This window comes from Streptomyces tyrfis, assembly GCF_037034285.1.
Classification (GTDB): Bacteria; Actinomycetota; Actinomycetes; order Streptomycetales; family Streptomycetaceae; genus Streptomyces.
On record NZ_JBAGJZ010000025.1, the window covers coordinates 14,307 to 38,873 of the forward strand.

Sequence of the window (24,567 nt, forward strand, 5' to 3'; positions counted from 1 at the left end):
AGAATGCCGCAGAGTTCCACTGACCTTCCGGTCATCGACCGCCCGGACATCGAAGTCGCTCTCGTCGAGATGATCGGCGTCGACGGCCCCCAGCGGCAGCAGGCCGTCGTCGACGCCGTCGTCGCGTACTGGAGTGCCGCCGACTGGCCGAAGGAGCTGGAGTCGGTCAGCTGTTACCGCAGCACCGACGGAACGTCGGTGCTGACCTATGCGCAGTGGTCGTCGCGCACGGCGCTGGAGGACTTCCAGGGACCGGAGGGGGCCGCGCCCCGCCCGGAGCCCGGCTGGGGAGTCGCGGGCGCCCGGTCCCGAGGACCCGTGCCGTTCCAGCTCTACCGCGTGGTCCGCGGCGGCGCGATCACCGAACCGGCCCCCGTGCCCCAGTGCTTCCCGGCGGCGACGTTCCCGATGGCCGGCGGGGAAGCCGCCCGCCGGTGGATCGACGGGCTGCTGGCCGCCGAGGAGGAGGCGGAGGGCGCGGAGCGCGCCTACCCCGGGGCGATCGCCGCGAACTTCCACGTCGGCGTGGACGGCGGCAGCGTCCTGGTCCTGTCGGAGTGGGCCTCGGAGAAGGAGGCCGCCGACCACATCGACGAGGTGATCGAGCCGTTGCTGGAGGCGGCGGGCGGCGGCGACGCGGGCGCCCGGTACACCCACTGCCTCACGCTCACGGCCTCCTGAGGCGGCAGTCCATGTACTTCTCCGTTCTCGGCCCGGTGGAAGCACGCGGCGACCGGGGGCCGTGCGAGCCGGCGTTCCCCATGAGCCGTCAGGCGCTGGCCCTGCTGCTGGTGCACGCGAACCAGGTGGTCCCGATGGAGAGCCTGGTGGAGGAACTCTGGGACGGCAGCCCCCCGAAATGCGCCCGCAAGACCGTGCAGACGCACATCTACCACGTACGGAGGGCGCTGCGCGACGGCGCCGGAGGCGTCGAGCGGGTGGAGACGGAGCCGCGCGGATACCGCATCCGGGTCGACACCGGGCAGTTGGACCTGTGGCGCTTCGAGGAGCTGTGCGCCGCGGGCCGGGCCGCGCTGGACGCCGGACGCCCCGGGGCGGCGGCCGACGCCTACCGCGAGGCACTCGCCCTGTGGCGGGGCCCCGCGTTCTCGGGAGCCGCGACGGGCGCGCTGCTCTCGGCCCAGCGGGTCCGACTCGAAGACCTCAGAATGGGCGCCCTGGAGCAGCGCGTCGAGGCCGACATGCGCCTGGGCCGGCACCGCGAACTGCTCAGCGAACTCAAGGGACTCGCCGTCAACCACCCGTTGAACGAGGTGATCGTCGGCCAGCTCATGCGCGCCGCGGCGCGCTCGGGGCACCGGCAGGAGGCCCTCGACGCCTACCGGCGGCTGCGCGCCGCGATGGTCGACCAGCTCGGCCTGGAGCCGTCGGCGGAGACCAGCGATCTGCAACAGAGCGTCCTGGCGGACGGCCTGCTGCCGGAGCGCCGGCCGGAGCCCCCCGCCGACGAGCCCGTCCACCTCACCGTTCCAGCCGAACTGCCGCCCGGGATCGCCGACTTCACCGGGCGGCGGGAGCAGCTGGAGCGGATGGCCGCGGCGGCCGGCGCGGACGCGGGCGGCGCCTCCGCGGTGCGCGTCGTCGTGGTGACCGGCGCCGTCGGCGCCGGGAAGACGGTGACGGCGGTCGAGGCCGCGCACCGGCTGCGCCCCCGCTACCCCGGCGGCCAGCTCTTCGCGACGCTGCACCACCCCGACGGCACACCGGTGGCCGCCCGCTCCGCGCTGACCTCCCTGCTGCTGGCGTCGGGGCATTCCGGCGACCGGCTGCCGGAGGGGACGGAGGACCTCGCCCGGCTCTTCCGCAGCTGGACCGCGGAACGCCGGATGCTGGTGGTGCTCGACGACGCCCACTCCCCGGAGCAGGTGCGGCCGCTGCTGCCCAGCAGCCCGGACTGCGCGGTGCTCATCACCTCCCGCTGGCGCCTGGAGGGCCTGCCCGGGGCCGTCACACGCGTACCGCTGCGGGGAATGAGCACCCGCGAGGGGGTGGAACTGCTCGCCGGTGTCGCGGGGGCGGAACGCGTCGCACGGGAGCGGCCGGCGGCCGAGGAACTGGTGCGGCTGTACGACGGGCTGCCGCTGGCCGTGCGGGCGCTGGGGGAGCGGCTCTGGGGGCGTGCCGACCTGTCCGTGGGCGACCTGCTCCGGCGGGCACGGCGGGACGCGGAACGCCTGACCGCCCTCCAGGGCCCGCGCGGTGACGCGCTGGCGCGGCTGGGGCGGGCACACCTCCGGCTGCCGGTCGCCGAGCGCGAACTGCTGGCGCTGCTGTGCCGGTTGCCCCGCCCGGTGCGCGAGCCGGAGCTGCTGCGGGCCATGGGCCGTTCCGGCCGGCCCACCGGGGAGTTCGGCCGTCTCATCGAGTCCCTGGTCGCGGCCAACTTCGTGGAACTGCACCGCAGCGGCGGCGATCTGACCGTCACCGTGCCCGATCTGTCCCGGCTCGCGCTCGGCGGGCACGCCCGGCCGCCCCGGACCCCTCCGCCGCCGGCCCCGTCCGGAGGGGAGGCGGCCGGAGGCCCCGCGGCGGGCGTGCCTGCGGGAGTGCTGACCTGTGTCGAGTAGACGGTCCGATTGGCCGAATCGGGCTCAGAATGAACCGCCCGGTTCAGCCGATTGGATAGGTTGGTCGGGTGCGGGCCGCCGGCCCTCCCGGCCGGCGCACCAGCGGAGGTGCCGCCGCGCCGGACGACGAGAGTGAGGAGACCGTCCGGTGAAGAACATCGTGGTGCAGGGGGGAACCGACGGGATGGGCAGGGCCCTCGCGCTCCGCTGCCTCGAACGGGGGGACGCCGTCGTCATCGTGGGACGGGACCGGCGGAAGGGGGAGTCCTTCCGCGCCGCCGCCGACGGAATCGGCGCGGGGGACCGGGCCGCCTTCATCCCGGCGGACCTGAGCCTGATCAGCGAGAACGAGCGCGTCATCCGGGAGGTCGCGGACCGCTTCCCCGCGGTGGACGCCCTGGTGCTGTGCGCCCGGCACTACCTGTGGCGGCGCACGGAGACCGCGGAGGGGTACGAGGCCACCTTCGCGCTCTTCTACCTGAGCCGCTACCTCCTCGGCCACGGCCTGCGCGACCTGCTGGAGAAGGCGGAGCGGCCGGTGATCGTCAACGTGGCCGGACCGGGCTCGCCGATGGGCGAGATCAACTGGGAGGACCTGGAGTTCACCCGCGGATACCACGGCCTGGCGGCCCAGATGCAGGGCGGCAAGGCCAACGACCTGCTGGGCGTGGCCTTCGCGGACGCCTACGGTTCCGACCGCACGCGGTACGTCCTGTTCAACCCGGGCAGCGTGGCCACCAGCTTCTCCGGCGACTACGACGCGCAGACCCGGCGGCACGTCGAGTCGATGAAGCGGACCGGCAAGCCCGTGGAGGTCGGTATCGCGCCGATCGTCGACACGCTGTACGCCCCGCCCGCCGCCCCGCTGAGCGCGTTCGTGGAAGGGCTGCCGATGGGTCTGGACGGCCCGTCCTTCGACGTGCGCGACGCGCGCAGGCTCGACGAGCGGACCAGGGAGATGCTCTCCCGGTGACGGCGCGCGGCGGCCGGCCGCCCCGCGGGACCGGCCGGCTCCCCGGCGACCTGGCCGGGGAGCCCGCGCCCGGAGCCGGAATCACACCGGAACCAGCGGACTTGGAGCTTTCCGTGGCCCACCCTGCGCGATCCGCACCCCTGCCCGGGGCCGACGCCGGACCCCGCGTCCGGGAGGTCGTCCTGGACGCGGACGGTCTGCCCCTCTCCGGACTCCTGGCCCTGCCCGGGGAGTCGCCGCCCCGGGCGGTGGTCGTGGCGTTGCACGGAGGCGGCATGCGCGCGGGCTACTTCGACGGCCGGGCCGATCCCTCGACCTCCCTGCTGACCCTCGCCGCGTCCTGCGGATACACGGCGTTGGCGCTGGACCGCCCGGGGTACGGAAGCTCGACGTCCGCCCACCCCGAGGGAGTGGGCCTCGACGCCCAGGCGCGCAGGGTGCGGGAGGCGCTGGCCGCGCACGCGCGCGGGCATCCCACGGGGGCCGGATTCTTCCTGGTCGGGCACTCGCTCGGCGGCAAGGTCGCGCTCGCCGTGGCCGCGGACTGGAGCGGCGACGGCCTCCTCGGGGTGGAGGTCTCGGGCATCAGCGACCGCTGGGCGGTCGATCCCCGGGCCCTCGTCGGGGCCGACGGGCTCCGCACACGCCGGCTGCACTGGGGCCCGCTCTCCCTCTACCCGCCCCGGACCTTCCAGCTCGCCGAGCACCTGGTCGCGCCCCTTCCGGCGCGGGAGGCGGCGGAGGCCCCCGGCTGGCCGGCCAGATACCGGGAGCTGGCCCGCTCGGTGCGGGTCCCGGTGCGCTTCACGTTCGCCGAGCACGAGCGCTGGTGGCGTTGTGACGCGCGGACGGTGGAGGCGATGACCGCCCGGCTGGCCTCGCCGCTGGTGCGCACGGAACGCCAGGAGGGCGCGGGTCACAACATCAGCCTCGGCCTGGCCGCCCGCGGCTACCACCTGCGGGTCCTCGCCTTCCTGGAGGAGTGCCTGCTACGACGGGAACGGGGAGGCGCCGGCGATCCCTGACGGGACGGCCCGCGAGGCGCCCCGGCCCCGTCCGGGCCGGCGGTACGGAGGCGGGGCGGGAGCCGGGGCGCGGGAACGGCCCCGGCTCCACGCGGGTCACGAGCGTGCCAGGGGCTGCGAGGGAGAGGCCGACGCCTGCACGAGACGGAACCCGACCCCGCGGACGGCGATGATCCACTCCGGTGAACCCAGCTTGCGGCGCAGACTGTTGACGTGGGTGTCGATGGTCCGGCTCCGGCTGATGTCGGTGTCCTGCCAGACCTGTTGGAGGATGTGCCGCCGGGTGACGACCTCCCCGGGCGGCGACGCGAGCAGCTGGAGGAGGTCGAACTCCTTGCGGGTGAGCGGTAGAGGGCTGCCGTGCAGCCGCACCGTGCGCATGGCCTGCTCGATGACGAGCGGGCCCAGACGCGTTCCGGGCCCGGCCGCGCGCGCGGGGCGGGCGCGCCGCATCACGGCGTCCACGCGGGCCAGCAGCTCCCGGAACCCGTACGGCTCGACCAGGTAGTCGTCGGCGCCGGCCTGGAGTGCCAGCACACAGTCCAGTTCGCTGCCGTGGGAGGTGATGGCCAGGGTGGGCGTGCCGCATGCCATGGCGATGGACCGGCAGATCTCCAGCCCGTCGACGTCGGGGAGGTCGACGTCGAGGAGCACGACATCGGCGTCGCCGTGGGCGCGCAGAGCCGCCGCTCCGGTGGTGACGGCGCGGGCCTCGTGCCGATGGCGCCGAAGACGCCGGGCCATGTCGCGCGCCGCGGACTCGTCGCTGTCCACCACGAGGATGCGCCAGGGTCTGCCGGGCGCGGGGTCGTCCTGTCGGGGCGGTATCGGCGTATGGGAAGGTAACGGAACCAGTTTGGGCACCTGCACTTGCTCTCCTGCGGCCGGGTGTGTGATCACGGGCAGTCGGGCGGTGAACTGCGGTCGCCACGGCATCCTTGACGCGCGGACACGCGATGGAGCGCGCGAGTCGCTCCGTCTGATCCCCATGGGGGCTGCCGTTGGAAGCGTGGCATGCGCAGCCCGGATGGTCGACGTCGATAGCACCAAGGTTGACCTCGCCGGTCCGCCGGTGAGCGCGCCCCCGGCACGGCGGAGGCGCCACGGAACGGCACGCAGTGCCACGTCAGGGCGCGACGGGGGCGTGCGCCGGGGTGCGCCGCCCGCCGTTCCCGGCCGACCGGCGCGGGGCGGGCGGAACGTGCCCGGCCGCTCACCCCGGGCCGTACGCGCGAACGGCCGTGCCCGCGCAGGGCGGACACGCGGAGTGCCGTGCCCGCGGAGGCGCCGGACACACGGAGGGTGGACCCGGGGCGGGTGGACACGCGGCGGGTGGACACAGGGAGGGGCCGGACACGCGTCCCCGACGCGTGTCCGGCCCCTTGGCGCGAGCCGCCGGTGCGGCGGCCGCGCCTCATCCGCCGGAGGGACCTCCGCCCTTCGCCAGAACGTCCCGCTCCCGCCGCGACGCCTCGGCCGGCCGGTCCGCGGAGCCGCCCCCGTCGGGCGTGTCGGCCGGTGCCGCCGCCGCGGGTTCGGGGCGGCCGGGCAGGAGGGTGCCGGCGAGCAGAATGACCACGGAGACCGCGAGCACGAACCAGTAGGCGTCCTGGAACCCCTCGATCTTCCCGCCGGAGGACCCGTCGGAGCCGACGGTCGCGAGAATCAGCGCCACGCAGGCCACGCCCAGGGCGCCGCCCAGCTGGTTGAGGTTGTAGAGGATGGAGCTGCCCTGCGGCACCTTCTCGGGCGGCAGCGTGCGGTACAGCGACCCCATGGTCGGCGCGCCGACGGCGCCGAGCCCCAGACCGATGGCGAACGCGGCCGCCGCCGACCACGCCTCGCCGTCGTCCGCGCCGAGCCGCGCGAGCACGATCGCCCCGCAGGCCGCCAGCACCGCACCCACGCGCACCAGGCTGCGGGCGCCCAGCCGGTCGCTGAGCCGCCCGGCCAGGGGCATGGCGAGGGCCGAGCCCAGACCCAGCGGCGCCACCAGCAGCCCCGCCGCGCGGGCCCCGTGTCCGTGCACCACCTGGTAGAAGAGCGGCAGCGCGAACAGGCCCGCATAGGTGGCCAGGCCCACCAGCCCCTGCACGGTGACGCTCGCGGCGAAGCTGCGGCTGGTGAAGAGCCGGATGTCGATCAGCGGTTCGGCGCCCCGGATCCGCAGCGCGTGGACGACGTACCCGGCCAGCAGCGCGACGCCGACGACCAGGGGAACGAGCACGAACGGCGAGCCGAAGCCGGCACGTTCGCCCGCCTGCGTGAGCGCGAGCACCACCGCCGCGAAGCCGGGTGCCATGAGCAGGGCGCCGACGAGATCGAGGCGGCTGCCGGAGGACCGCGCCCCGGACCCGTCGGCCGGGACCACCCGCAGCGCGAGCAGCAGGGCGACGATGCCGATGGGCAGGTTGATGTAGAACATCGAGCGCCAGCCCAGGGACTCGAGGACGACGCCTCCCAGCACCGGCCCCAGCACCGGCCCCAGGGACAGCACGACACCCATCATGCCCATGACGCGCCCGGCCCGGCTGGGACCGGCGGCACGGGCCAGGATGACCAGGACCAGCGGATCGACCACACCGGCGCCGACGCCCTGGACGATCCGGAAGGCGATCAGGCTTCCCACGTTCCAGGCGAGCGCGGAGGCGAGCGAGCCCACCAGGAACAGGCACAGGCCGAACAGCCAGAGCCTCTTCACGCCGAACCGGCCGATGGCCCAGCTGGTGACGGGGATGGTGACCGTGAGCGCCAGCAGATAACCCGTCGAGGCCCAACTGATCGCGCTCAGCGAGCTGTCGAACTCGTCGGCGAGCGTGTCGGCGGCGACGGTGACCATGGTGCTGTCGAGGATGCCCATGATCCCGCCCAGCAGGGTGACGCCGACCAGCCGTAAGAGCCCGGTGTCCAGCCGGTCGTCGCTGGTTTGAGACATGTGTTCAACTCCAGGCTGTAAAGATACTTGAACCAGTTGGTTCAATGTAGCGTCCGCCCCCGGGCGTCACAACCAACCGGGACGTCCTGTTGAACCGCACGGTTCACTTCGAGGGCCGGGGCGGTATGATGACCGGGTGAGCGGAGCGAAGAGGGCGACGGAGAGCGGGCGCGGGGGTGTGCGCGGGCGCATCGACAAGCGCCAGGCGATTCTTGAGGCGGCGTTCCGGGTGTTCGCCCGCGAGGGGTACGGACAGGCGTGCGTGCGGGTGATCGCGGCCGAGGCCAACGTGGCCAAGCCCACCATCTACAACCATCTGCACGACAAGGAGACGCTGTTCCACGAGTCGGTGCAGGCGGTCCTCTCCCGCACGGTCGGTCAGGAGCTGGCCGCGTTCGACCGCTTGCGCGGGACCGACGGCGAGGTGCGCGCCATGCTCGAAGAAGCCGGCCACCATCTGCTGCGCAGCCATTGCGGTGAGGAGTCCCGGGCGCTGCGCGGACTGCTGTCCGCCGAAGGCGCGCGATTCCCCGAGCTGTTGAAGGTCGTGCGGCAGGAGGGGGTCCAGCGCGTCCATGACGCCCTCGCCGACCGGCTGGCGCGCCTCGCGCTCTCCGGCCGGCTCAGTGTGAGCGCGCCGGAGGTGGCGAGCGAGCAGTTCCTGGCTCTGCTGACCGGCCCCCTGGAGCTGCGCTCCCAGCTGGGCAGCCGCCGGGTGCCCGACGCCGAGCTGCGCTCCGTGGCCCGCGCCGCGACCGACACCTTCCTGTGCGCCTACGGCCCGCGCGAAGCGGTCGGCTGAGGCGTCGTCCGAGCGCGGTCCCCGAAAACGCGGCGGGCGGGGGCGCGCGCCGTTTCCCGCGCCCGCCGCGCCGGACCCGTACGCCGTACGGCGCGGTGCGGTTCCGGTGGCCCGCTCATGCGCCCATGTCCGAGAAGAGGCTGGAGACCGTGACCACGACACTGATCACCGGTGCGAACCGGGGGCTGGGGCTGGAGACCGCCCGCCGGCTGGCCGAGGCGGGGCACACCGTCTATCTGGGGGCGCGCGATGCCGAGGCCGGCCGCGCGGCTGCGGAGAAGGCGGGCGCGCGACCGCTCGTGCTCGACGTCACCAGCGACGCGTCCGTGCGGGCGGCGGCGGAGGCCGTGCGGGAACAGGCGGGCCGTCTGGACGTCCTGGTGAACAACGCGGGCGTGGCCGGGTCCCGCAAGGAGTCCGAGGAGGTCACGGCGGAGGACATCGAGGCGGTCTACGCGACCAATCTCTTTGGGGTCGTCCGCGTCACCCAGGCGTTCCTGCCGCTCCTCCGAAGAAGCGGCAGCCCGGCGGTGGTGAACGTGAGCAGCGGGCTGGGCTCCCTGGCCATCGCCGCCGACCCCGGGAAGCACACCTCCCAGCTGCCCGTGTACTACGCCGACCTCGGTTACAACTCGTCCAAGGCGGCCCTCAACATGCTGACCGCGCAGTACGCGAAGGCGTTTCCCGGCATCGCGTTCAACGCCGTGGATCCCGGCTGGACCGCCACCGATCTGAACGGCCACACGGGGATCCAGACCGTCGAGGAGGGTGCGGAGGTCATCGTGCGCACCGCGCTCGCGGGCGGGGACGCCCCGACCGGGCGATTCCTCGGCAACAAGGGCGTCGTTCCCTGGTAGACGGCGCGTCCCCCGGCCGCCGCGACAGCCGGTCTCCGCGGGAGGGGATTCGGCGGCCGCCGCCGGGCGGGGAGGGCGCCCGCTCTGCACAGGGGTAGGAGAAGACCGGACCAAGGGGGTTGACACATGGGCGGATTGAGCGGCAGGACGGCTCTGGTGACTGGGGCCAGCCGGGGGATCGGGCGCGGGATCGCCCTGCGTCTGGCGCGCGACGGCGCGCTCGTCGCCGTGCACTACGCGACCAACGCGTCGGCGGCGCGGGAGACCGTCACGCTCATCGAGCAGGAGGGAGGGCGCGCCTTCGCCCTGGGGGCGCGGCTCGGGGCTCCCGGCGCCGCGGACGAGCTGTTCGCGTCCCTGACCGGGGAGCTCGACGCGCGCACCCCCGACGGAGCCCTGCACATCCTCGTGAACAACGCGGCCCACGCGGGATTCCGCGGCGCCATGCCCGACGAGGTGACCGAGGAGATGCTCGACACCTACTTCGCGGTCAACGCGAAGGCGCCCTTCCTCCTCACCCGGAAGGCCCTGGAGACGATGCCGCCGGGCGGGCGCGTCATCAACATCTCCTCGGGCATGACGCGCGCGGCCGTCCCTCCGCAGATCGCCTACGCGATGAGCAAAGGGGCCCTGGAGCAGATCACCCTGCACCTGGCTCCGGTCGCCGCGGAGAAGGGCATCACGATCAACACCGTCGCGCCCGGGGTGACGAACAACGGCGACCCCGTGTTCGACGACCCGGAATCCGTCAGGGAGATGTCCGGGCTGTCGGTGTTCCGCCGCGTCGGCGAGGTCGCCGACATCGCCGACATCGTGGCGTTCGTCGCCTCCGACGCATCCCGCTGGATCACCGGATCGTTCATCGACGCGACCGGGGGCACACTGCTCGGATGAGCGTGGGAAATTCTGTCTGAGCAACTCGGGGAATCGGCCGACGACTTCGCGTATGCGCCGCCGTATTCACCGGTGTTCGCGCTCTTCTGGCTGAAATCACTGCCCTTCTGCGGTCGTTCCTGGAGCGATATCCGGAAACGCTTGCCAGCATCCGTCGACGGGTGCCAAGATATTGAGTGTTTGCGCCTGAATTGACTTGGGCTCATGTCGAGCAGGGCGCCCCGCCTCGCATGAGGCGAGGGGCCCTGCCGTCGGTGACGAAGGAAGCTGCCTTGGACCGCGGTTCAGTCTGTAGCGCCACTCCGTTCGGCCGCCCGCGAGGGCGATGTCGCGCGGCCCGCCCGACCCGAGCCGCTCACCTTCTCTCTTCGCCCGTCCGCTGTATTCGGACTCCGGATCCGATGCGAATCCTGGAGTGAACGGACCGAGCGAGCCGGACCTCTGCGCTCCGTCTTCTCCGTGTCCCGTCCGGCTGCCCGCGGGAGCGGGTCTCTGCGTTCCCGCCCCGGGAACGCCCGGCGGAACGCTGCCCGGATCGCTTCGCGCGACGCCGCCGCGGGGCGCGGGAGCGTCTGCCGGCCCCGGCCCGCCGGGCGCGCCCGGGCGGGCTCCCGTTCGACGCCGACCTAGGCGGCCGACGCGGTTCGAATACCGTCAAGAAACGCCCCTTCCACAAGGAAAATGCCCTGGAGGTGCAGATGGGGAATGTCATGGTTCATCTGTCCGGATTCGACGCGCACACGGGTGCCGGGTGGGTGAACGGCACGCCACCACCGCGCTATGTCCTGGTCATCTGGAGGTTATGATGCCCCGTCTGACCGTTCTGGTCGCCAGTGATTCCGCGTTACTGGGCGATGCCATTACCATGTGCTTCCATCTTCAGCCCGATATATCCGTCGTCGGCCGGGCCGCCGGCGATCACCAATTGCTGTGCAAAGTGAGGGCGTTGCGTCCTCAGGTGCTCGTTCTGGAACCATGGGCGGGAGGCGCGGCGCTCACGCGCACGGTGGAATCCGTACGCCGGCTGGAGCCGGGACCGGCCGTGCTCGTGCTGTCCGGCCGGGGCGGAGTGGTCGACCGCCGCGCCCTGGAGACGGCCGGCTCGCACGCGTATCTGCCGCGCGACGCGGGCTGGGAGACCGTCCTGTCGACGGTGCGCGAGATCGCCCCGTCGAGCGCTCAGGACGCGAGGAAGTCGTCCCCTCCACTGACGCCCCGTGAGACCGAGGTGCTGCGCGGCGTGGCGACGGCCATGACGAACCAGCAGATCGCCCGCAGCCTCGGAATCACCACCGGCACGGTCAAGCGCCATCTCCACGCGGCCTTCCGCAAGCTGGGCGCCGTCTCCCGGCTGGACGCGGTGACCCAGGCGCTCGCCGCCGGGCTGATCACCTCGCCGATGGTGGGCCGCTCGCGCACGGAGGAGGCGATGGGCGCCGTACGGGGACGCGGCCGGACCGCGCCGCTTCGCCCGAAGGCGCCGCTCCTGACGAGCTGACCCGACGGCGGCGGGGGCGCCCGGCGACAGGCGCACGGCGCAGGGAATCCGCCGCGGCGCACCGGGACTCGGCGGGCAGCGGTACGGGCGGATCGACGGCCACGGTGGCAGGGGCCGGCCTCATGAGAACGATCGGGTCCCTGCGCGCGGCGCCGGCAGGACGCCGTCTCGCGCCGCCTCCCTGCCCGCGACTGTCCGGCTGCCTTCCCAGCCGGTTCCGACGGCCGTACGACGGGTCCGGGGAGCGGTCTGCCGACGGGCGCACGAGGTGTCGTCGGGCGAAGAACGTGCCGAAGGAATTCGGAGAACGGACCGCGAGGCGTGGAATTTCCTGGTCCACAGCCACCGGTCGAAGTCGCGAGGATATTGTCACGTCCCGTTGGAGCGACGAACTTCTTCCTCACCCGGAAGAAAGGACATTCGGCGAGCCGGCCTTCCGTCGCTCCGGTCGTCGAGCGCGTGGCTGCGGAGAAGTGCTGCGAAATCCTGGCCGACGGCGAGCACGCCGGGCTGACCGCCCTCCGTGACCGCGGGGAACAAAGGGCCTTCCAGCGCGCCGCGACAGACGACGCCTGCGCCGCACGGGGCCGGCCTACGAGCCGGCCCGGGAAGCGCTCACCGGTATGCGGAACTCCGGGAAGCGGATCGTGTTCACGTCCGACGCCGCGCGCTGATCCACCGCGGATTACGGGACAGCCCTTAGCCTCGTGCTTTCACGAGCGGCTGCGCGGAGCAATTCCTGACCAGGATGGAACGCGCAGAGGACGCCGGGCGCGACCTGTCCAGGATCGCGTGGGTGGCGTGCGAGAACGTGGTGGTGCGTGGCGATCTCGCAAGCCGGGAGTTCATCGCCTTCTGGCTGGCCGGCGGTCGCGTCCTGGCCGGTATGAACGTCAACATTTGGGACATCAGCGAAGCGATCCAGCACCTGGTCCGCTCCGGCGAGCAGATCGACCGGGACAGGCTCGCCGACCCGGATCTTCCGCTGGAACTGCTGACTGCCGGGTGACGTACGGCCGCGGGCCGCTTCACGGGCTCGTCGGGCGCCCGCCTACAGGGGTGGGCAAGCCGGCGATGCCCTGGCGAGGCCGAGTCCCCTGTTTCATGCCCACTCACTCCGGCCGGTCGCGGCGCTTCAGCCAGCTCCGCATCGGTCAGGTCCGACGGACCCCGGCGTTGCCGATCCGGACGGTTGCCCGCGTTCCCATACCCGATGTGAGCCGCCGATGGCAACAGGTCTTCGGTCGGGTCGAAGTGCAGTCTTTGTCCGCCTTCGCCCGCGGTCCATTACGGACACCGCAGAAACTCTCCTGGCTCCAGGCACACTGCTACCCGCCGCCGCAGTGAAACAACGAAGACTTCGCTGTGGCATTCGTTTCGCTGAATGGAATCCACTGTTTGCCCACTTAAATTAACCCACCGGGTTACGCCCCTTCAAATACCCCCGGGTGGCGTAACCCGGTCGCCTATCTGCCTGAAACAGGCCGATCCCGGATCGGTCTTGGATCACACCCGCCCGTGCGATGGGGAATGCGTAGAAGGAACGATGACCATGAATGCGAACGCCTCTGTGCTGGTCCGGCGGTCACGCACGTGCCTGGCCGCTGTCGCCGTTGCCGGAGCGCTGGGACTGCTCAGCGCGTGCGGCGGATCGTCATCCAAACCAGCAGGAGCACTGAGTCCCGGCACTGGCCAGACCCTGCCCGGAACGCCCGGTGCCTCCGGAACGGGCGGTACGGTCACCCCACCACCAAGCACGCCCTCGACCTCACCCACCGCCGGCCAATCGTCCGCTCCGGCCTCCGCCAACGCGGTGACGATCAAGAACTTTGCGTTCTCCCCGGCCAAACTGACGGTCAAGGCGGGCACGAAGGTGACCTGGACCAACACCGACCCCGACAACCACACCGTCACCAGCAAACAAGGATCGGGCGGGCCGCTGAAGTCGAAAGGCCTGGCCACCAACGACACCTACAGCTACACCTTCACCAAACCCGGCACCTACGCCTACTACTGCAGCATCCACCCGTTCATGACCGCCACCGTGGAGGTGACCCCATGACCGTACCCACACGCGACTCCGACGGCGACGGCGACCGCGAGCACGGTATGAACCGCCGTCAGCTCATGCGGCACACCGCCTGGTTCGGTGGCGCCGTCATCCTGACAGTCACCGGGGGAGAGGTGATCAGTCATATCCCCGGTTCGTCGGACCCCACCCCGGCAGGCAGCGCAGACCTGCGGTTCGTGCAGGTCTCCGACAGCCACATCGGCTTCCACGGCCCGGCCAACATGGATGTCGCCGGAACATTCAGCGCAGCCCTCACCCAGATCAACTCCCTCGGGTTCCGCCCCGACTTCGTCATGCACAGCGGCGACCTGACGCACCTCTCCACCCCCGCGCAGTTCGACCAGGTCAAGCAGATGCTGTCGCAGCTGCGCACGGACCGGATCTTCACCGTGCCGGGCGAGCACGACTCGATCGGAGACAACGGACGCGCATACCGAAAGGCGTTCGCCAAAAACACCCTCGGCGACGGCTGGTACAGCTTCGATACCCACGGCGTGCACTTCATCGCGCTGGTCAACACTCTTCACCTTGAGCGACTCGGCCACCTGGGCAGCGATCAGATCGATTTCGTCCGCAAGGACATCGCCGGCCTGTCGTCGGACACCCCCATCGTCGTCTTCAGCCACATCCCCTTGTTCGCGATGTATCCGAAGTGGGGCTGGGGCACCGACGATGCGGTGAAGGTGCTGTCGATGCTGCGCCGCTTCTCCTCCGTCACGTGCCTCAACGGGCACGTCCACCAGCTCTTCACCAAGACCGAAGGCAATATCACCTTCCACTCGGCCGCCCCCACCTGCTACCCGTTTCCCAAACCCGGCCAGGGCCCCGCCCCCATTCCGCAGGTGCTGCCCGCCGGACGCCTCAAGGACGCACTAGGCATCCGCACGGTCAACTACCGTCAGGGCAGCCATGCACTGGCGGTCAAGGACGAGAAACTCACATGAACCCCCGGAGCCTGTCCGCCCTCGCACTGCGCTTGGTACTCGCCGCCACGCTCGCGGCAAGCGGATACATCCACGCCCAGCTCTACATCGACGGATACCGCTTCATCCACGTCATCGGCCCATTGTTCCTGCTGCAGGCCGGCGCCGCCTTCGCAGTTGCCGCACTTCTCCTGTTGGCGGCACCCCTGCTACTCCGATTCGCTGCCGCCGCAATCGCCATCGGCGCGCTCGCCGGGTTCGCCGCATCCCGCACCATCGGGTTGTTCGGGTTCACCGAACGTGGCTTGCAGCCCGCCCCGCAGGCGCTGCTCAGCCTCATCGCCGAGACGCTCACCCTGCTGACTGTCGTGGCCTGGCAGGCGCTCGAGGCCCGGCAACACCGTCGCACCCGGCCGCACCATGACGAGACCAGCTGAGTGCGGCCCGGCCTCCGCACCACGGCACCGGACAGATGAGCCAGACACCGACGCGCCTCCCACCCAGCGGGCACCACCCGGCGCGGCGGCCCACCCGCCGGTCGACGAGTGGCAGGCCGGCTGTCGAAGGGGGAAGATGGAAAAGAAGCGTGTGCTTCATGCGCCGGCTGCATGTCCGTGCGAACGGCAAAAATATTTCAGGAAGCGCACCGGACTGAATTACTGGGCTCGAATTTCTTGCACGGGCCACGGGATGCGCGCAGTCCTGGACTGACGTGATTTCGTTGTCCTGGGATGTGCGCCTGACGGTTCGCGACGCCAGCACAATAGATGGTCACGAGCCGCACCGATGTGTGATTCGACCGTGCGTGTCGGTCCAGAACCAGAGCGGTCATCGGGGTTTTATTTTCGGGCGACGGGCGGACACGTCGACCCGAGGTCACTCCTCAAGGCTTGAGTGCCGCTCTGCCGCACCTCGCCACTCCACCTGTAGGAATATCCCGAACATTTCGATCAGAAACGGGGCCTGCGCATGGGATGGCTCACCTTCGGTTATTTCCTGTCGTATATTCCGTACGCCATGCTGGTGAAAGCACTTGCCAGCGGAGTGACACCGCTGTCGGGGAAGCCGGTCAGCGGCTTTGAGTTGCTGCCCGCAGCCGTCCTGGGACAGCTCGTGGTGATGCCTGTGTTCGTAGCCCTGTCGGGTTGGTGGCGGCGTATGCGGCGGAGTGGGACCGGGGGGCGTCTGATTCCAGTGGCGGGTCGGGAAACGTTGGCAGCCGGCTTCTTCGCTTCACTTATTATCGGCACCACCACGATGAACTACACCTTTTCCGGCGTCTCGATCCTCTTCATGCTGTTGTTGATGCGCGGGGGAGTTCTGGTTGTTTCCCCGTTGGTCGACAAGGCGCGCAAACGGCGGGTGAAGGCATCTTCCTGGGTGGGGTTGTGCCTCAGCCTGATCGCGGTTTCAGTGGCACTCGGTGATGTGAACAGCTACCACCTCACGCCGGCTGCCGTGCTGAGCGTCCTGATCTATCTCGTCGGCTACGTGGGCCGGTTCGAAATCATGAGCCGGGTGGCCAAGTCGGGGGTTCTCGCAACAGACCGCCGCTTCTTCGTGGAGGAACATGTTGCCGCGCCGGTTTGGCTGGCTCTGCTGCTGGCGGCAGGGGCACTGGCCGGGCAAGCTCAGTTGCGTGCGGGCTTCACCACATTCCTCGGTACCCCTGTCGCATTGGCGGCGGCGGGTATCGGCGTGGCGTACGAGGTGCTGTTCGTCTTCGCTTCGCTGATCTACCTGGACCGGCGCGAGTACACCTGGGGCGTGCCGGCATGGGCGTTCGCCAGCCTGATGTCCGGCCTGGCCGCCTCCTTCTCGCTGGCGTGGGTGGCCGGGCTCCAAGCTCCGGGGAACGCTCAGCTCCTCGCGCTCGTCTTCGGCGTCGGCGCGGCGGCGGCGCTGTCGTATCCGTCGGCCGTCACCTGGTGGCGGGTACGCGCCACCGGGGCGGTGTGCCGCGTACTGTTCGTCTGCGGCGGGAACACCTCCCGTTCGCCCATGGCCGAGGTCATTGCGTGGGCCCAGGCCACGGAGGCGGGAGTCGCGTACGCCTTCCGGTTCTCCAGCGCGGGGGTTGCGACGACGCGGCCCGGGGACCCGATGGCTCCCGACGCCCGGTCCGCGCTCGCCGGGCTCGGACTGGACCGAGTGCCGGGTCCGGGGAATCCCCGGCTTCACCGATCGCGCCCGGTCACCCCTGAGCTCTGCCGGGACAGCTCTGTCATCTACTGCATGACCCGGGCCCATCGCCACGGGGTGATCGCCATGGCACCCGAGGCCGAGGGCCGCACCCTGTGTCTGGATCCGCGCTGTGACATCCCTGATCCGGAGGGGCAGTCACCGGAGGTGTACAGCCGGTGCGCCCGGCATATCCAACGGTCCGTCCGCGTCCGCCTGGGCGAACTCCTTCGCTCCGACCTCCTCGCGGCGCACCGTCGAGCCGCAACACTCGGATGGGGCAGGTGATCGCGATGACCGGCGGTAACCCGGAGGCATTGGTGGACGCACTGTGCGAGGCGTTCTACCGCGGTGATCGGCCCACGCCTGATGACGACGCCAACCGGCCACCGTCGCTGGACGACGTCGCCGAAGGCCGTGCCCGCGCCGCCAGGTCGGGAGCGCCGCCGGCCAAGGGGAACGCCACCGCGGACACCGCCGCCCCACGGGCCCACTTCCGCGACAACCTGCGCTTCCACGGGCCGCCGACCGCCGGCTACGCGAATGTCCTGCGCCTGCTGCTGGGCATCGACCCCGAGCGTCCCATCGTGTGCACCCCGGCTGTCAATCGGTTCGTCCTGCCACGGGCCCCTCTGGAGGAGTACGTCCGATGAAACGGCTGACGAGCGGGTGCGATACCGCCGTCACGCGGCGGGCTCACATAGTCGCAGTGGTCGCCCGGCCCGAGGATCTCACCACGCCTCGCCTGCGCGGCCTCGCAGGCGTGGCCGACGCGCTGGAGGTGCGTGCCGACCTGGTCGGCGACCCCGATCCGCACCGGCTGCGCCAACACTTCACCGGGCCAGTGACCTACAGCCTGCGCTCCCCGCGCCACGGCGGCCGCTCGGCTGCCGGCCCAGTCGAACGCCGCACCCGGCTCCTTCGCGCGGCGGACCACTATGACGTGGTCGACTTGGAGGCCGTGGACGACCTGGTTCCGGAACTGCTGGCGGAAATCCCCGCCCGGCAGCGGCGCGTCTCCTGGCACCAGCCCGAACCCGCACGCCCTGAGCGGAGCGCCGACCGCGGGGCAGGCGTGCTGGAGGCATCCGCGGAACTGCGGGAGCGGTTCGCCACGATGGCCACCACACCTGCGCTGCTGTACCTCCTCGTGCCGCAGTCGGGAACCCACTATGGGGCGGCCTCGCCGCTGCTGCTCACCGGGCTCGGGCGCTCCGACGTGACCGCGTTCGCGTCCGGTGCGGCCGGCACCTGGACCCGGGTGCTGGCGCCGTGGCTGGGCGCACCCCTCACCTTCGGCCGGGCCGGTACCCCAGGGGCGGACGGAATGCCGAGCGTGGGCCAACTCCTGACTGACTACGGGCTGCCCGCGCTGCCACCGCTCAGCGCCCTGCTCGGCATTGCCGGCCAGGCCCCGGGAAGCTCGCTGTCACCCCGGCTGCACAATGCGGCGTTGCGGGAGCTGCGGCTGCCCGCGCTCTACCTGCCCTTCCAGGTGGACACATTCCCCCGCTTCTGGCACTGCGCCAACGACTTCGGGGCGCTGGCCCGGCTGCCGCTACGCGGGCTGACCGTGACCGCTCCCCACAAGCAGAGCGTGGTCGAAGTAGCCGACATCGTCGGCCCGCAGGCGCTGCGGTGCGACGCGGCCAACGTTCTGTGGCACGACGCCGGGCGCTGGCAGGCGTCCACCACCGACACCGCGGCTGCCCTGCACATCCTTGCCCGGGCCGGGGTCGACCCCAGCGGCCGCAGGGCCGCCGTCATCGGTTGCGGCAGCACCGGACAGGCCGTCGCGCTGGCCCTGCTCCAGGCCGGAGCCCGGGTGACCCTGGTCAACCGGGGGCATGCGCGCGGCCGGGAAGCCTCCTCGCGCCTCGGGGCTCCCTTCGTACCGCTCTCCCGGTTCTCCCCGGCAGGACACGCTGTACTCGTCCACGCCACACCCCTGGCGGAAAGGCAACCGTTTCCGGTTGCCGCCGTCGACCGGGACGCGGCGGTGCTGGAAATGGTCTACCGCGATCCTCCGACCGCGCTCATGAGCGCCACCCGTGCCCGCGGACTGACCGGCATCGACGGCTGGGACGTCCTGCTCGTCGAAGTGAGCGAACAATTCCAGCTGTTGACAGGCCATCCGTTCCCCGATGCGCTGCCACTGCGCTCCCTCTGCTTCAGCCAGGCCGAGCGCGCCGACGTCCACGACCTCACCGAGCCGGGGGAATCGCCCCCGGCGCAACCCACGAGCGGAGAAGCACCATGACGACCCGTTCGGCCTCCCCCGCCGGACCGGCCGCACCGCGGCCGCCGGACGCCCCCGACGTCTCGGCGCTGCTGGGCGACTGGGTCAACACCGACCAGGGCAGTTCGAAGGGCGCCCTACGGCTGAACGTGACGTGGCACGAGAAGGGCCTGTTCGTCAGAGCTTTCGGCACCGGCAGCCCGCAGCCGCGCGACTGGGGCGAGGTGTCGGCGGTCGTGTACACCGCGCCAGGAACCCCATCGGTTGCCTGGTCGTTCTCGGCGATCTACAACTTCGGCGCGCTGCGCACTGTCCTGTGCGCCTACCACAAGGCGGGCATCCTGGTGGCCACCACGAGCAGCATCTTCAGCGATGACAGCGAGGGGGCCGACCACTGGGCCCGCTCGTTCTTCCACAGGGCGGAGGAGCGGGCATGACGGCACGGACGGCCGATCCGGCGCCCCTGGCCGGAGGCTGGGTCAACTTCGACATCACCGCCGCGGGCATCCACCTGGTCGATGCCGCGATCGACGGCAGCCGGCTCATGCTGCGGATCACCGAGCGAGGCGACCCGAACCCGTCGCAAGAGGCGCTCGTACCGACGGCAACGCCCGTTACCGGCGCCACCCTGCCGGCCGTCCCTCTGGCCGACGACATGGACGCCCCCGAGGCCGTGGCCTTCCTCGCCGAAGGTCCGCTCGACTCCCGCCAGGTCATCCTCTGCGGCTACCTCAACCGCGGCCTGCTGACCATCGATGTCCATACCGTCCATACCGTCGATCCGCAGATACCGAACGTGATGTACCGCGCCCACTTCTACCGTTCGGAAGGGGCCGTCCTCCTATGACCGACGACCTGGGCCACGGTCCGGCCCGCGATCCGGCGGCCTGGGGCGACCGGGTCGTTCTCGACGCCTTGGCGAAGCTGGCCGCGGACAGCTTCGCCCCCCGCGCCGAGGAATACGACCGCAGGGCCGCCTTCCCCGCCGAGGACTTCGACGATCTGTTCTCCGGCGGGTTCCTGGCCGCCCCTGTGCCGCGGGAGCACGGCGGCCTGGGCTACGGCCCCCAGCAGCGCAACACCCTGCCCCTGTGGGAGATGACCACCACGCTGGCCAAGGCCGATCTGTCACTGGCCCGCTGCTGGGAGGGACACGCCAACGCACTCGTCCTCATCGACGCCCTGGCCGGCCCGGACCAGAAGCGACACTGGTTCACCGGCGTGGTCGAGCACGGAGAGAAATGGGCCGCCTGGAGCGGCGAACCCCAGGCCCCCAAACCGGGCGAGAGCGGTGGCTTCGGCACCCTGCTGACACCCGTCCGCAGCGGCTGGACCCTCCGCGGCAGCAAGGCGTTCGCCACCAGCGCCACCGGAGCCCAGTGGGCGATCCTGCTCGTCGATCCGGCCGGCCCCGGCGGTGCCCGGCACAGCCGAGAGGCCCACGGAAAACTCCTGCTGCTCGCCTGCGACCTGTCCGACCCGACTGTGAGTGTGGACAGTTCGTGGTGGGACCCGATCGGCATGCGCGCGACGGTCAGCCATGTGGTGCGGTTCCACAACACCTTCGTGCCGCGCGAGCATCTCATCGGCCGTCCCGGCGGCTACTTCGAAGGGCACTGGCAGACCGCTTTCATCCCGCACTACGCTGCCAGCTTCCTCGGCGGCGCCCTGGCCGCGAACGAATACGGGCTCGGGTATCTGAGGCGGCAGGGCAAGAGCGGTGATCCCCATGTGCAGCAGCGGGTGGGCAGCATGGCGGTCAACATCGACACCGCCCGCCTCTGGTTGCGCTACGTCGCCGGTCTGTGGGACGAAGGCAGGGTCGAGGAGGCACGGATCGCCGGCAGCAGGGCCTGGCATGTGATCGAGCATGTGGCGGAAGAGACAGTGCACCACGTCATCCGCGCGTGCGGTGCCCGCAGCCTGATCCGCCCGAGCCCCGTGGAGCGGATCCTGCGCGACCTGACCTTCTACGAGCTCCATGACAACGACGACCACGTTCTGGCGACCATCGGGCGGGCCGTACTCGGCGAGCAGCACGACCCGTCGTTCCACAGACCATGACTCCGAACCCTCAAGCCAGGTAAGGGAACACGTCATCCGATCCGTCTGGTCTCACACGGCGAGACCTCACTTCGATTCACGTGTGTCGCAGCCTTGCTGACTGCACATCGCCACACGCGAGGGCTGTCCCCACTGCGGGTTCCAGCCCGCACAACGCGCTCCGATCACCGTCGTGCACCTGCGAAGGGCCACACTTCGGCGATGTCCTCCCGCCCTCGTCGTCCCGGCCGGTGCCGTAGGCGGTCCGAAGGCTCGGACACGTATGGCTCTACGGCCCCGGCCTCTCCGTCACCTGGGTCGGCATGTCGCTCTCATCGGCCGTCCGGTCCAACCGCTCTCCTTGATCCGCGTACCTGCTGGCGCGCCGACTGGACCCGGACGGGACGCTTCGGACGTACTGGCGAGATCGGCCCGCAACGCCTGGAGAACCTGTTGAGAACCCTCGCCTCGCGACCGGCTCGGTCGCCGCTGACGCCCTGCGTGCCAGTGGACATCGGTTGCTCCGGTAGCAGAAGGACGACGATCGGCGTGAGCCCGCAGCCCGCACCGGCGGCAGTCGCGTCCGCCCGCACCGATCCTCGCTTTGTCTCCGGGCCGTCGGACCGCACCACCGGCACTCCCAGCGCCGCGCTCGGCACCACGTGGAGTGCCCTCCAGCTCCAGGGCGGCAAAAACGAGAGCGTGGGCGGCTGACCACGTGGACGGTCTCGCTCACCCTGCGAACCACCGACGGCGCTACGGCGTCGTGTGGATGCTTCTGCCCGTGGCGGTCATGGTCGGTCTCTACTGGTACGGCCGGGTACACACCCCCTCCTACGAGAACAGCCTCTTCGGGCAGCGCGGCGACGACGCCAGACTGCTCAAAGCCCAACTCGGCTCCGCACTGCTGGGCCTGGCGCTGATTCAGCTGCTTCTCGCCCTCTGGATGTACGGCCGCCTGCCCGCACTGCGAACCGCACCGCACCGGGTCCACACGACGCACCGCCTCATCGGTCTGATCGCCTTCCTCCTCTCCCTCCCCATCGCTCAGCACTGCATCACCACCTACGGTGTCCAGCTGACCGACACCCGCGTGGCGGTGCACTCGCTCACCGGCTGCTTCCTCTACGGGGCCTTCGTCGCCAAGGTCATCGTGGTCCGCCACCGCCACTGGCCCGGCTGGGCACTCCCGCTGGCCGGAGGCACCCTCGTCACCGCGATCGCCCTGATCTGGTACGCCGCCGCCTTCTGGTACCTGAACGGCTTCCAGGCCCCCGGCCTGTGAGCAGAGCACGAGACGTCTCTTCCAGCAGCCAACGGCGGCCCCGGCCGGACCGACAACACCACGGTGAGCGACACACTGCCCAGCGACCCCCCAGCGCAATCGTGGCCGCGGTGGCCGCGGCCTCTGCCGGGGTGGTCATCTGCTTCGCCTGCAGCCACCACGCCGGAGGCAGGCTTCTGCGAAGGGCCTGCGGACCAACCATGCCCGTCTCCGACCCAAGCGTTTCTCCGCTGCGCGCTCTGCGGGAGGCCGACCGCCGGCTCGTGCCCGAGTGGAAGCGGCCGTAGGCGGCGCTTTGACCTTGCCGTCGTGCCAGTGCGAAAGGCGGGGCTCGGAGGGCGCCGACCTGCAACCGGCGCAACTGACTGCAGCCAGATGGCCACAGTCCGGAGTTGCGGCGTGCTTCCGGAACCCGCAGGCTGTATCTGGCAAGCGACCTTGATGACGCAAAGAGGTGATCAGGTTGCAGGACCACTCGCGCCCGGTCAACCTCTCGAAACATGGGCGCGGGTGACGCGCGCCGCCTCAAGGGCCGGTACCCCGGTGAGTCCAGTCGCAATACTCCAACGCCCGCCCCGGCACGGGACTCAGGCAGACGGAACTGGCTTCATACCCCAGTCGGACTCCGGATCAGGTGCCCGGAGTACTTCTTTGCGGCACACGCTGCGGACTCCCCTCTCGCTCAGTGGTGCCCGTTGACCGTCTGGCCCGAAGCGGCCCACGAGGTCGAGGTGTAAGACCACCGGTTGCCCCAGCCCACCACCCATCACAGGGAGCCACAGCACATGGACGGAAAGCACAAGATACTCGCTGCTCTGACCGGAACTGCGCTGACAGCCGGACTCACTGGCCTGACCCTCGGGCCCACCGCCACCACACCTGCTCACTCCCCAACCCTGCGCGCCGCCGCCGGGCCCTCTGGGATGTCGGTCGTGGAGTGGAACCGTGAGCTCATCACCGTCCTGAGCGATCCGAAGGCCCAACCGCCCACCGTCCACCCCACGCGCAGCTTCGCGCTCCTTCAGGCCGCCGAGTACGACGCGGTGGTATCGGTCACCCGGGCAGGCCCTGCCTACATGTTCTCGGTGTCGGCGCCGCGAGACGCCCGTGCAGACGCAGCAGCGGACCAAGCAGCCCACGATGTGCTGGTGGCCCTGTACCCGGCCAAGCGCGCAAGCATGGACCGACGGCTGAGCAGCCAGTTGTCCGCGATTCCCAACGGCCCTGGCAAGCAGGCGGGCATTCGCGTGGGAGCCGAGGTCGCCCGCCGGCTGGTCAGCCTGCGATCCCATGATGGGTCCTCGACCAAGCCGCCGCCGTTCAGTCCCCGCAACGTGGCCGGCGGCTACCGGCCCACACCGCCCGACTTCCCCACACCGGTGTTCACCAACTGGGGCTCGGTCAAGCCGTTCGTGCTTGCCAAAGGAAGCCAGTTCCGCCCGGCGCCGCCGCCGGCCGTCAGCACCGCCGAGTACGCCACAGCCTTGAATGAGGTCAAGAGCCTGGGGAGCAAGGCCAGTACCACCCGCACCCCCGATCAGACCGCAGCCGGGAAGTTCTGGGCGGCAGCGCCCGTCTGGAACGTCTGGAATCAGATCGCGCAGGGCCTCGTCACCTCCCAGCACGCAAGCCTGGAGAACGCGGTGAAGGTCTTCGCCCAGCTCAACCTGTCCCTCGCCGACACCGCGATCGCGATGTACGACGCCAAGTACACATACCGCGTATGGCGGCCCGTGACCGCCCTCCGGCTCGGTGGTACGCACTACAACCCGCGCATCGCTGGCGATCCCAACTGGACCCCCCTGCTGCCGACCGCCCCGGATCCGTCCTACCCCGCCGCCCACGGCGCTCTCAGCCAGGCGGCGGCAACGACGCTCACCAGGTTCTACGGTGCGCAGCACCACCTCGTGGTGACGTCGAAGGGCGTCACCCGAACCTTCGCCGGCTTTCAACGCGCCGCCACCGAAGCGTGGCTCAGCCGGATATGGACCGGCCAGCACACCTCCATCGACAACCGGGCAGGCCAACAACTCGGCAAGCAGGTAGCCGATTTCGTGGCGCAACACATCTGACTGCCCGCACCCGTGCAGCGCCAACGCGACGCATGGCTGTGGCCAAGGAGCCAGCTGTACCCAGCGTATCGGGTACAGCTGGCCCGAACATTGTGCTAACCACGGGCTTTCATGTGGGCGGGTGTCCGAGGTGTGATCGGAACGCGAAGAGTGCTCCTGACCAGCAACGATGGGACTTGTC

Annotated in this window: 22 protein-coding genes and 1 pseudogene; 21 read left to right on the top strand and 2 right to left on the bottom strand. The window is 70.8% G+C overall.

What is annotated here, in order from left to right; genetic code table 11:
• The first annotated feature begins 3 nt into the window (after positions 1-3).
• From WA762_RS20035 to WA762_RS20050, 4 genes are all read left to right on the top strand, one after another.
• The gene (locus WA762_RS20035; protein WP_335937274.1) at positions 4-681 is read left to right on the top strand and encodes a hypothetical protein; all 678 of its coding nucleotides are present in this window, start codon (positions 4-6) and stop codon (positions 679-681) included.
• A gap of 11 nt (positions 682-692) precedes the next feature.
• Positions 693-2,588, top strand: a complete 1,896-nt coding sequence (locus WA762_RS20040; RefSeq protein ID WP_335937275.1) for an AfsR/SARP family transcriptional regulator — start codon at positions 693-695, stop codon at positions 2,586-2,588.
• Between the two features lie 148 nt (positions 2,589-2,736).
• A complete protein-coding gene (locus tag WA762_RS20045) occupies positions 2,737-3,561 on the top strand; it encodes an SDR family NAD(P)-dependent oxidoreductase (protein ID WP_335937277.1) in 825 nt (274 codons plus the stop codon).
• Positions 3,562-3,674: 113 nt separating this feature from the next.
• Positions 3,675-4,586, top strand: coding sequence for an alpha/beta hydrolase (locus WA762_RS20050; RefSeq protein ID WP_335937279.1), 912 nt, complete (start codon positions 3,675-3,677; stop codon positions 4,584-4,586).
• 96 nt (positions 4,587-4,682) lie between these two features.
• Here WA762_RS20050 and WA762_RS20055 read toward each other — a convergent pair whose 3' ends face one another.
• Together WA762_RS20055 and WA762_RS20060 are read right to left on the bottom strand one after the other, a co-directional pair.
• Positions 4,683-5,360 (bottom strand): response regulator transcription factor, encoded by a 678-nt coding sequence (locus tag WA762_RS20055; protein WP_335937280.1) that lies wholly within the window; start codon positions 5,358-5,360, stop codon positions 4,683-4,685.
• Positions 5,361-6,000: 640 nt separating this feature from the next.
• Positions 6,001-7,521 carry a DHA2 family efflux MFS transporter permease subunit gene (locus WA762_RS20060; protein ID WP_335937282.1) on the bottom strand — a complete coding sequence of 507 codons (1,521 nt, stop codon included), beginning with the start codon at positions 7,519-7,521 and terminating at the stop codon, positions 6,001-6,003.
• Between the two features lie 136 nt (positions 7,522-7,657).
• Between WA762_RS20060 and WA762_RS20065 the strand changes: the two genes are divergently transcribed.
• The 17 genes and pseudogenes from WA762_RS20065 to WA762_RS20145 all read left to right on the top strand — a co-directional run bounded on the left by WA762_RS20065 (position 7,658) and on the right by WA762_RS20145 (position 24,386).
• Positions 7,658-8,323 (top strand): TetR/AcrR family transcriptional regulator, encoded by a 666-nt coding sequence (locus WA762_RS20065; protein WP_335937284.1) that lies wholly within the window; start codon positions 7,658-7,660, stop codon positions 8,321-8,323.
• A 149-nt stretch (positions 8,324-8,472) separates the two neighbouring features.
• Positions 8,473-9,180 carry an SDR family oxidoreductase gene (locus WA762_RS20070; protein WP_335937370.1) on the top strand — a complete coding sequence of 236 codons (708 nt, stop codon included), beginning with the start codon at positions 8,473-8,475 and terminating at the stop codon, positions 9,178-9,180.
• A gap of 156 nt (positions 9,181-9,336) precedes the next feature.
• Positions 9,337-10,074, top strand: a complete 738-nt coding sequence (locus WA762_RS20075) for an SDR family oxidoreductase (protein WP_335937286.1) — start codon at positions 9,337-9,339, stop codon at positions 10,072-10,074.
• 946 nt (positions 10,075-11,020) lie between these two features.
• The gene (locus tag WA762_RS20080) at positions 11,021-11,572 is read left to right on the top strand and encodes a helix-turn-helix transcriptional regulator (protein WP_335937288.1); all 552 of its coding nucleotides are present in this window, start codon (positions 11,021-11,023) and stop codon (positions 11,570-11,572) included.
• Between the two features lie 805 nt (positions 11,573-12,377).
• Positions 12,378-12,581 (top strand): annotated as a pseudogene (locus WA762_RS20085) (oxidoreductase C-terminal domain-containing protein); the annotation flags it as partial.
• Positions 12,582-13,124: 543 nt separating this feature from the next.
• Positions 13,125-13,634 (top strand): cupredoxin domain-containing protein, encoded by a 510-nt coding sequence (locus WA762_RS20090; RefSeq protein WP_335937290.1) that lies wholly within the window; start codon positions 13,125-13,127, stop codon positions 13,632-13,634.
• Entirely contained in the window at positions 13,631-14,587 is a 957-nt protein-coding gene (locus WA762_RS20095) for a metallophosphoesterase family protein (protein ID WP_335937293.1), read from the top strand. The genes WA762_RS20090 and WA762_RS20095 overlap by 4 nt, the downstream gene beginning before the upstream one ends.
• Positions 14,584-15,003, top strand: a complete 420-nt coding sequence (locus tag WA762_RS20100; protein WP_335937295.1) for a hypothetical protein — start codon at positions 14,584-14,586, stop codon at positions 15,001-15,003. The genes WA762_RS20095 and WA762_RS20100 overlap by 4 nt, the downstream gene beginning before the upstream one ends.
• Before the next feature lie 532 nt (positions 15,004-15,535).
• A complete protein-coding gene (locus WA762_RS20105) occupies positions 15,536-17,035 on the top strand; it encodes an arsenate reductase/protein-tyrosine-phosphatase family protein (RefSeq protein ID WP_335937296.1) in 1,500 nt (499 codons plus the stop codon).
• Complete coding sequence (locus WA762_RS20110) at positions 17,032-17,400, top strand: hypothetical protein (RefSeq protein ID WP_335937297.1); 369 nt, start codon at positions 17,032-17,034, stop codon at positions 17,398-17,400. Before WA762_RS20105 ends, WA762_RS20110 begins: the two co-directional genes overlap by 4 nt.
• Positions 17,397-19,007 carry a hypothetical protein gene (locus tag WA762_RS20115; protein WP_335937298.1) on the top strand — a complete coding sequence of 537 codons (1,611 nt, stop codon included), beginning with the start codon at positions 17,397-17,399 and terminating at the stop codon, positions 19,005-19,007. The genes WA762_RS20110 and WA762_RS20115 overlap by 4 nt, the downstream gene beginning before the upstream one ends.
• Positions 19,004-19,423, top strand: a complete 420-nt coding sequence (locus tag WA762_RS20120) for a hypothetical protein (RefSeq protein WP_335937299.1) — start codon at positions 19,004-19,006, stop codon at positions 19,421-19,423. Before WA762_RS20115 ends, WA762_RS20120 begins: the two co-directional genes overlap by 4 nt.
• Positions 19,420-19,833, top strand: coding sequence for a hypothetical protein (locus tag WA762_RS20125; protein WP_335937300.1), 414 nt, complete (start codon positions 19,420-19,422; stop codon positions 19,831-19,833). Before WA762_RS20120 ends, WA762_RS20125 begins: the two co-directional genes overlap by 4 nt.
• Positions 19,830-21,050, top strand: a complete 1,221-nt coding sequence (locus tag WA762_RS20130) for an acyl-CoA dehydrogenase family protein (RefSeq protein WP_335937301.1) — start codon at positions 19,830-19,832, stop codon at positions 21,048-21,050. Before WA762_RS20125 ends, WA762_RS20130 begins: the two co-directional genes overlap by 4 nt.
• A 528-nt stretch (positions 21,051-21,578) precedes the next feature.
• Entirely contained in the window at positions 21,579-21,743 is a 165-nt protein-coding gene (locus WA762_RS20135) for a hypothetical protein (protein WP_335937302.1), read from the top strand.
• A 58-nt stretch (positions 21,744-21,801) separates the two neighbouring features.
• The gene (locus tag WA762_RS20140) at positions 21,802-22,314 is read left to right on the top strand and encodes a DUF6529 family protein (RefSeq protein WP_335937303.1); all 513 of its coding nucleotides are present in this window, start codon (positions 21,802-21,804) and stop codon (positions 22,312-22,314) included.
• Between the two features lie 785 nt (positions 22,315-23,099).
• Entirely contained in the window at positions 23,100-24,386 is a 1,287-nt protein-coding gene (locus WA762_RS20145) for a vanadium-dependent haloperoxidase (RefSeq protein WP_335937304.1), read from the top strand.
• Positions 24,387-24,567: the final 181 nt, after the last annotated feature.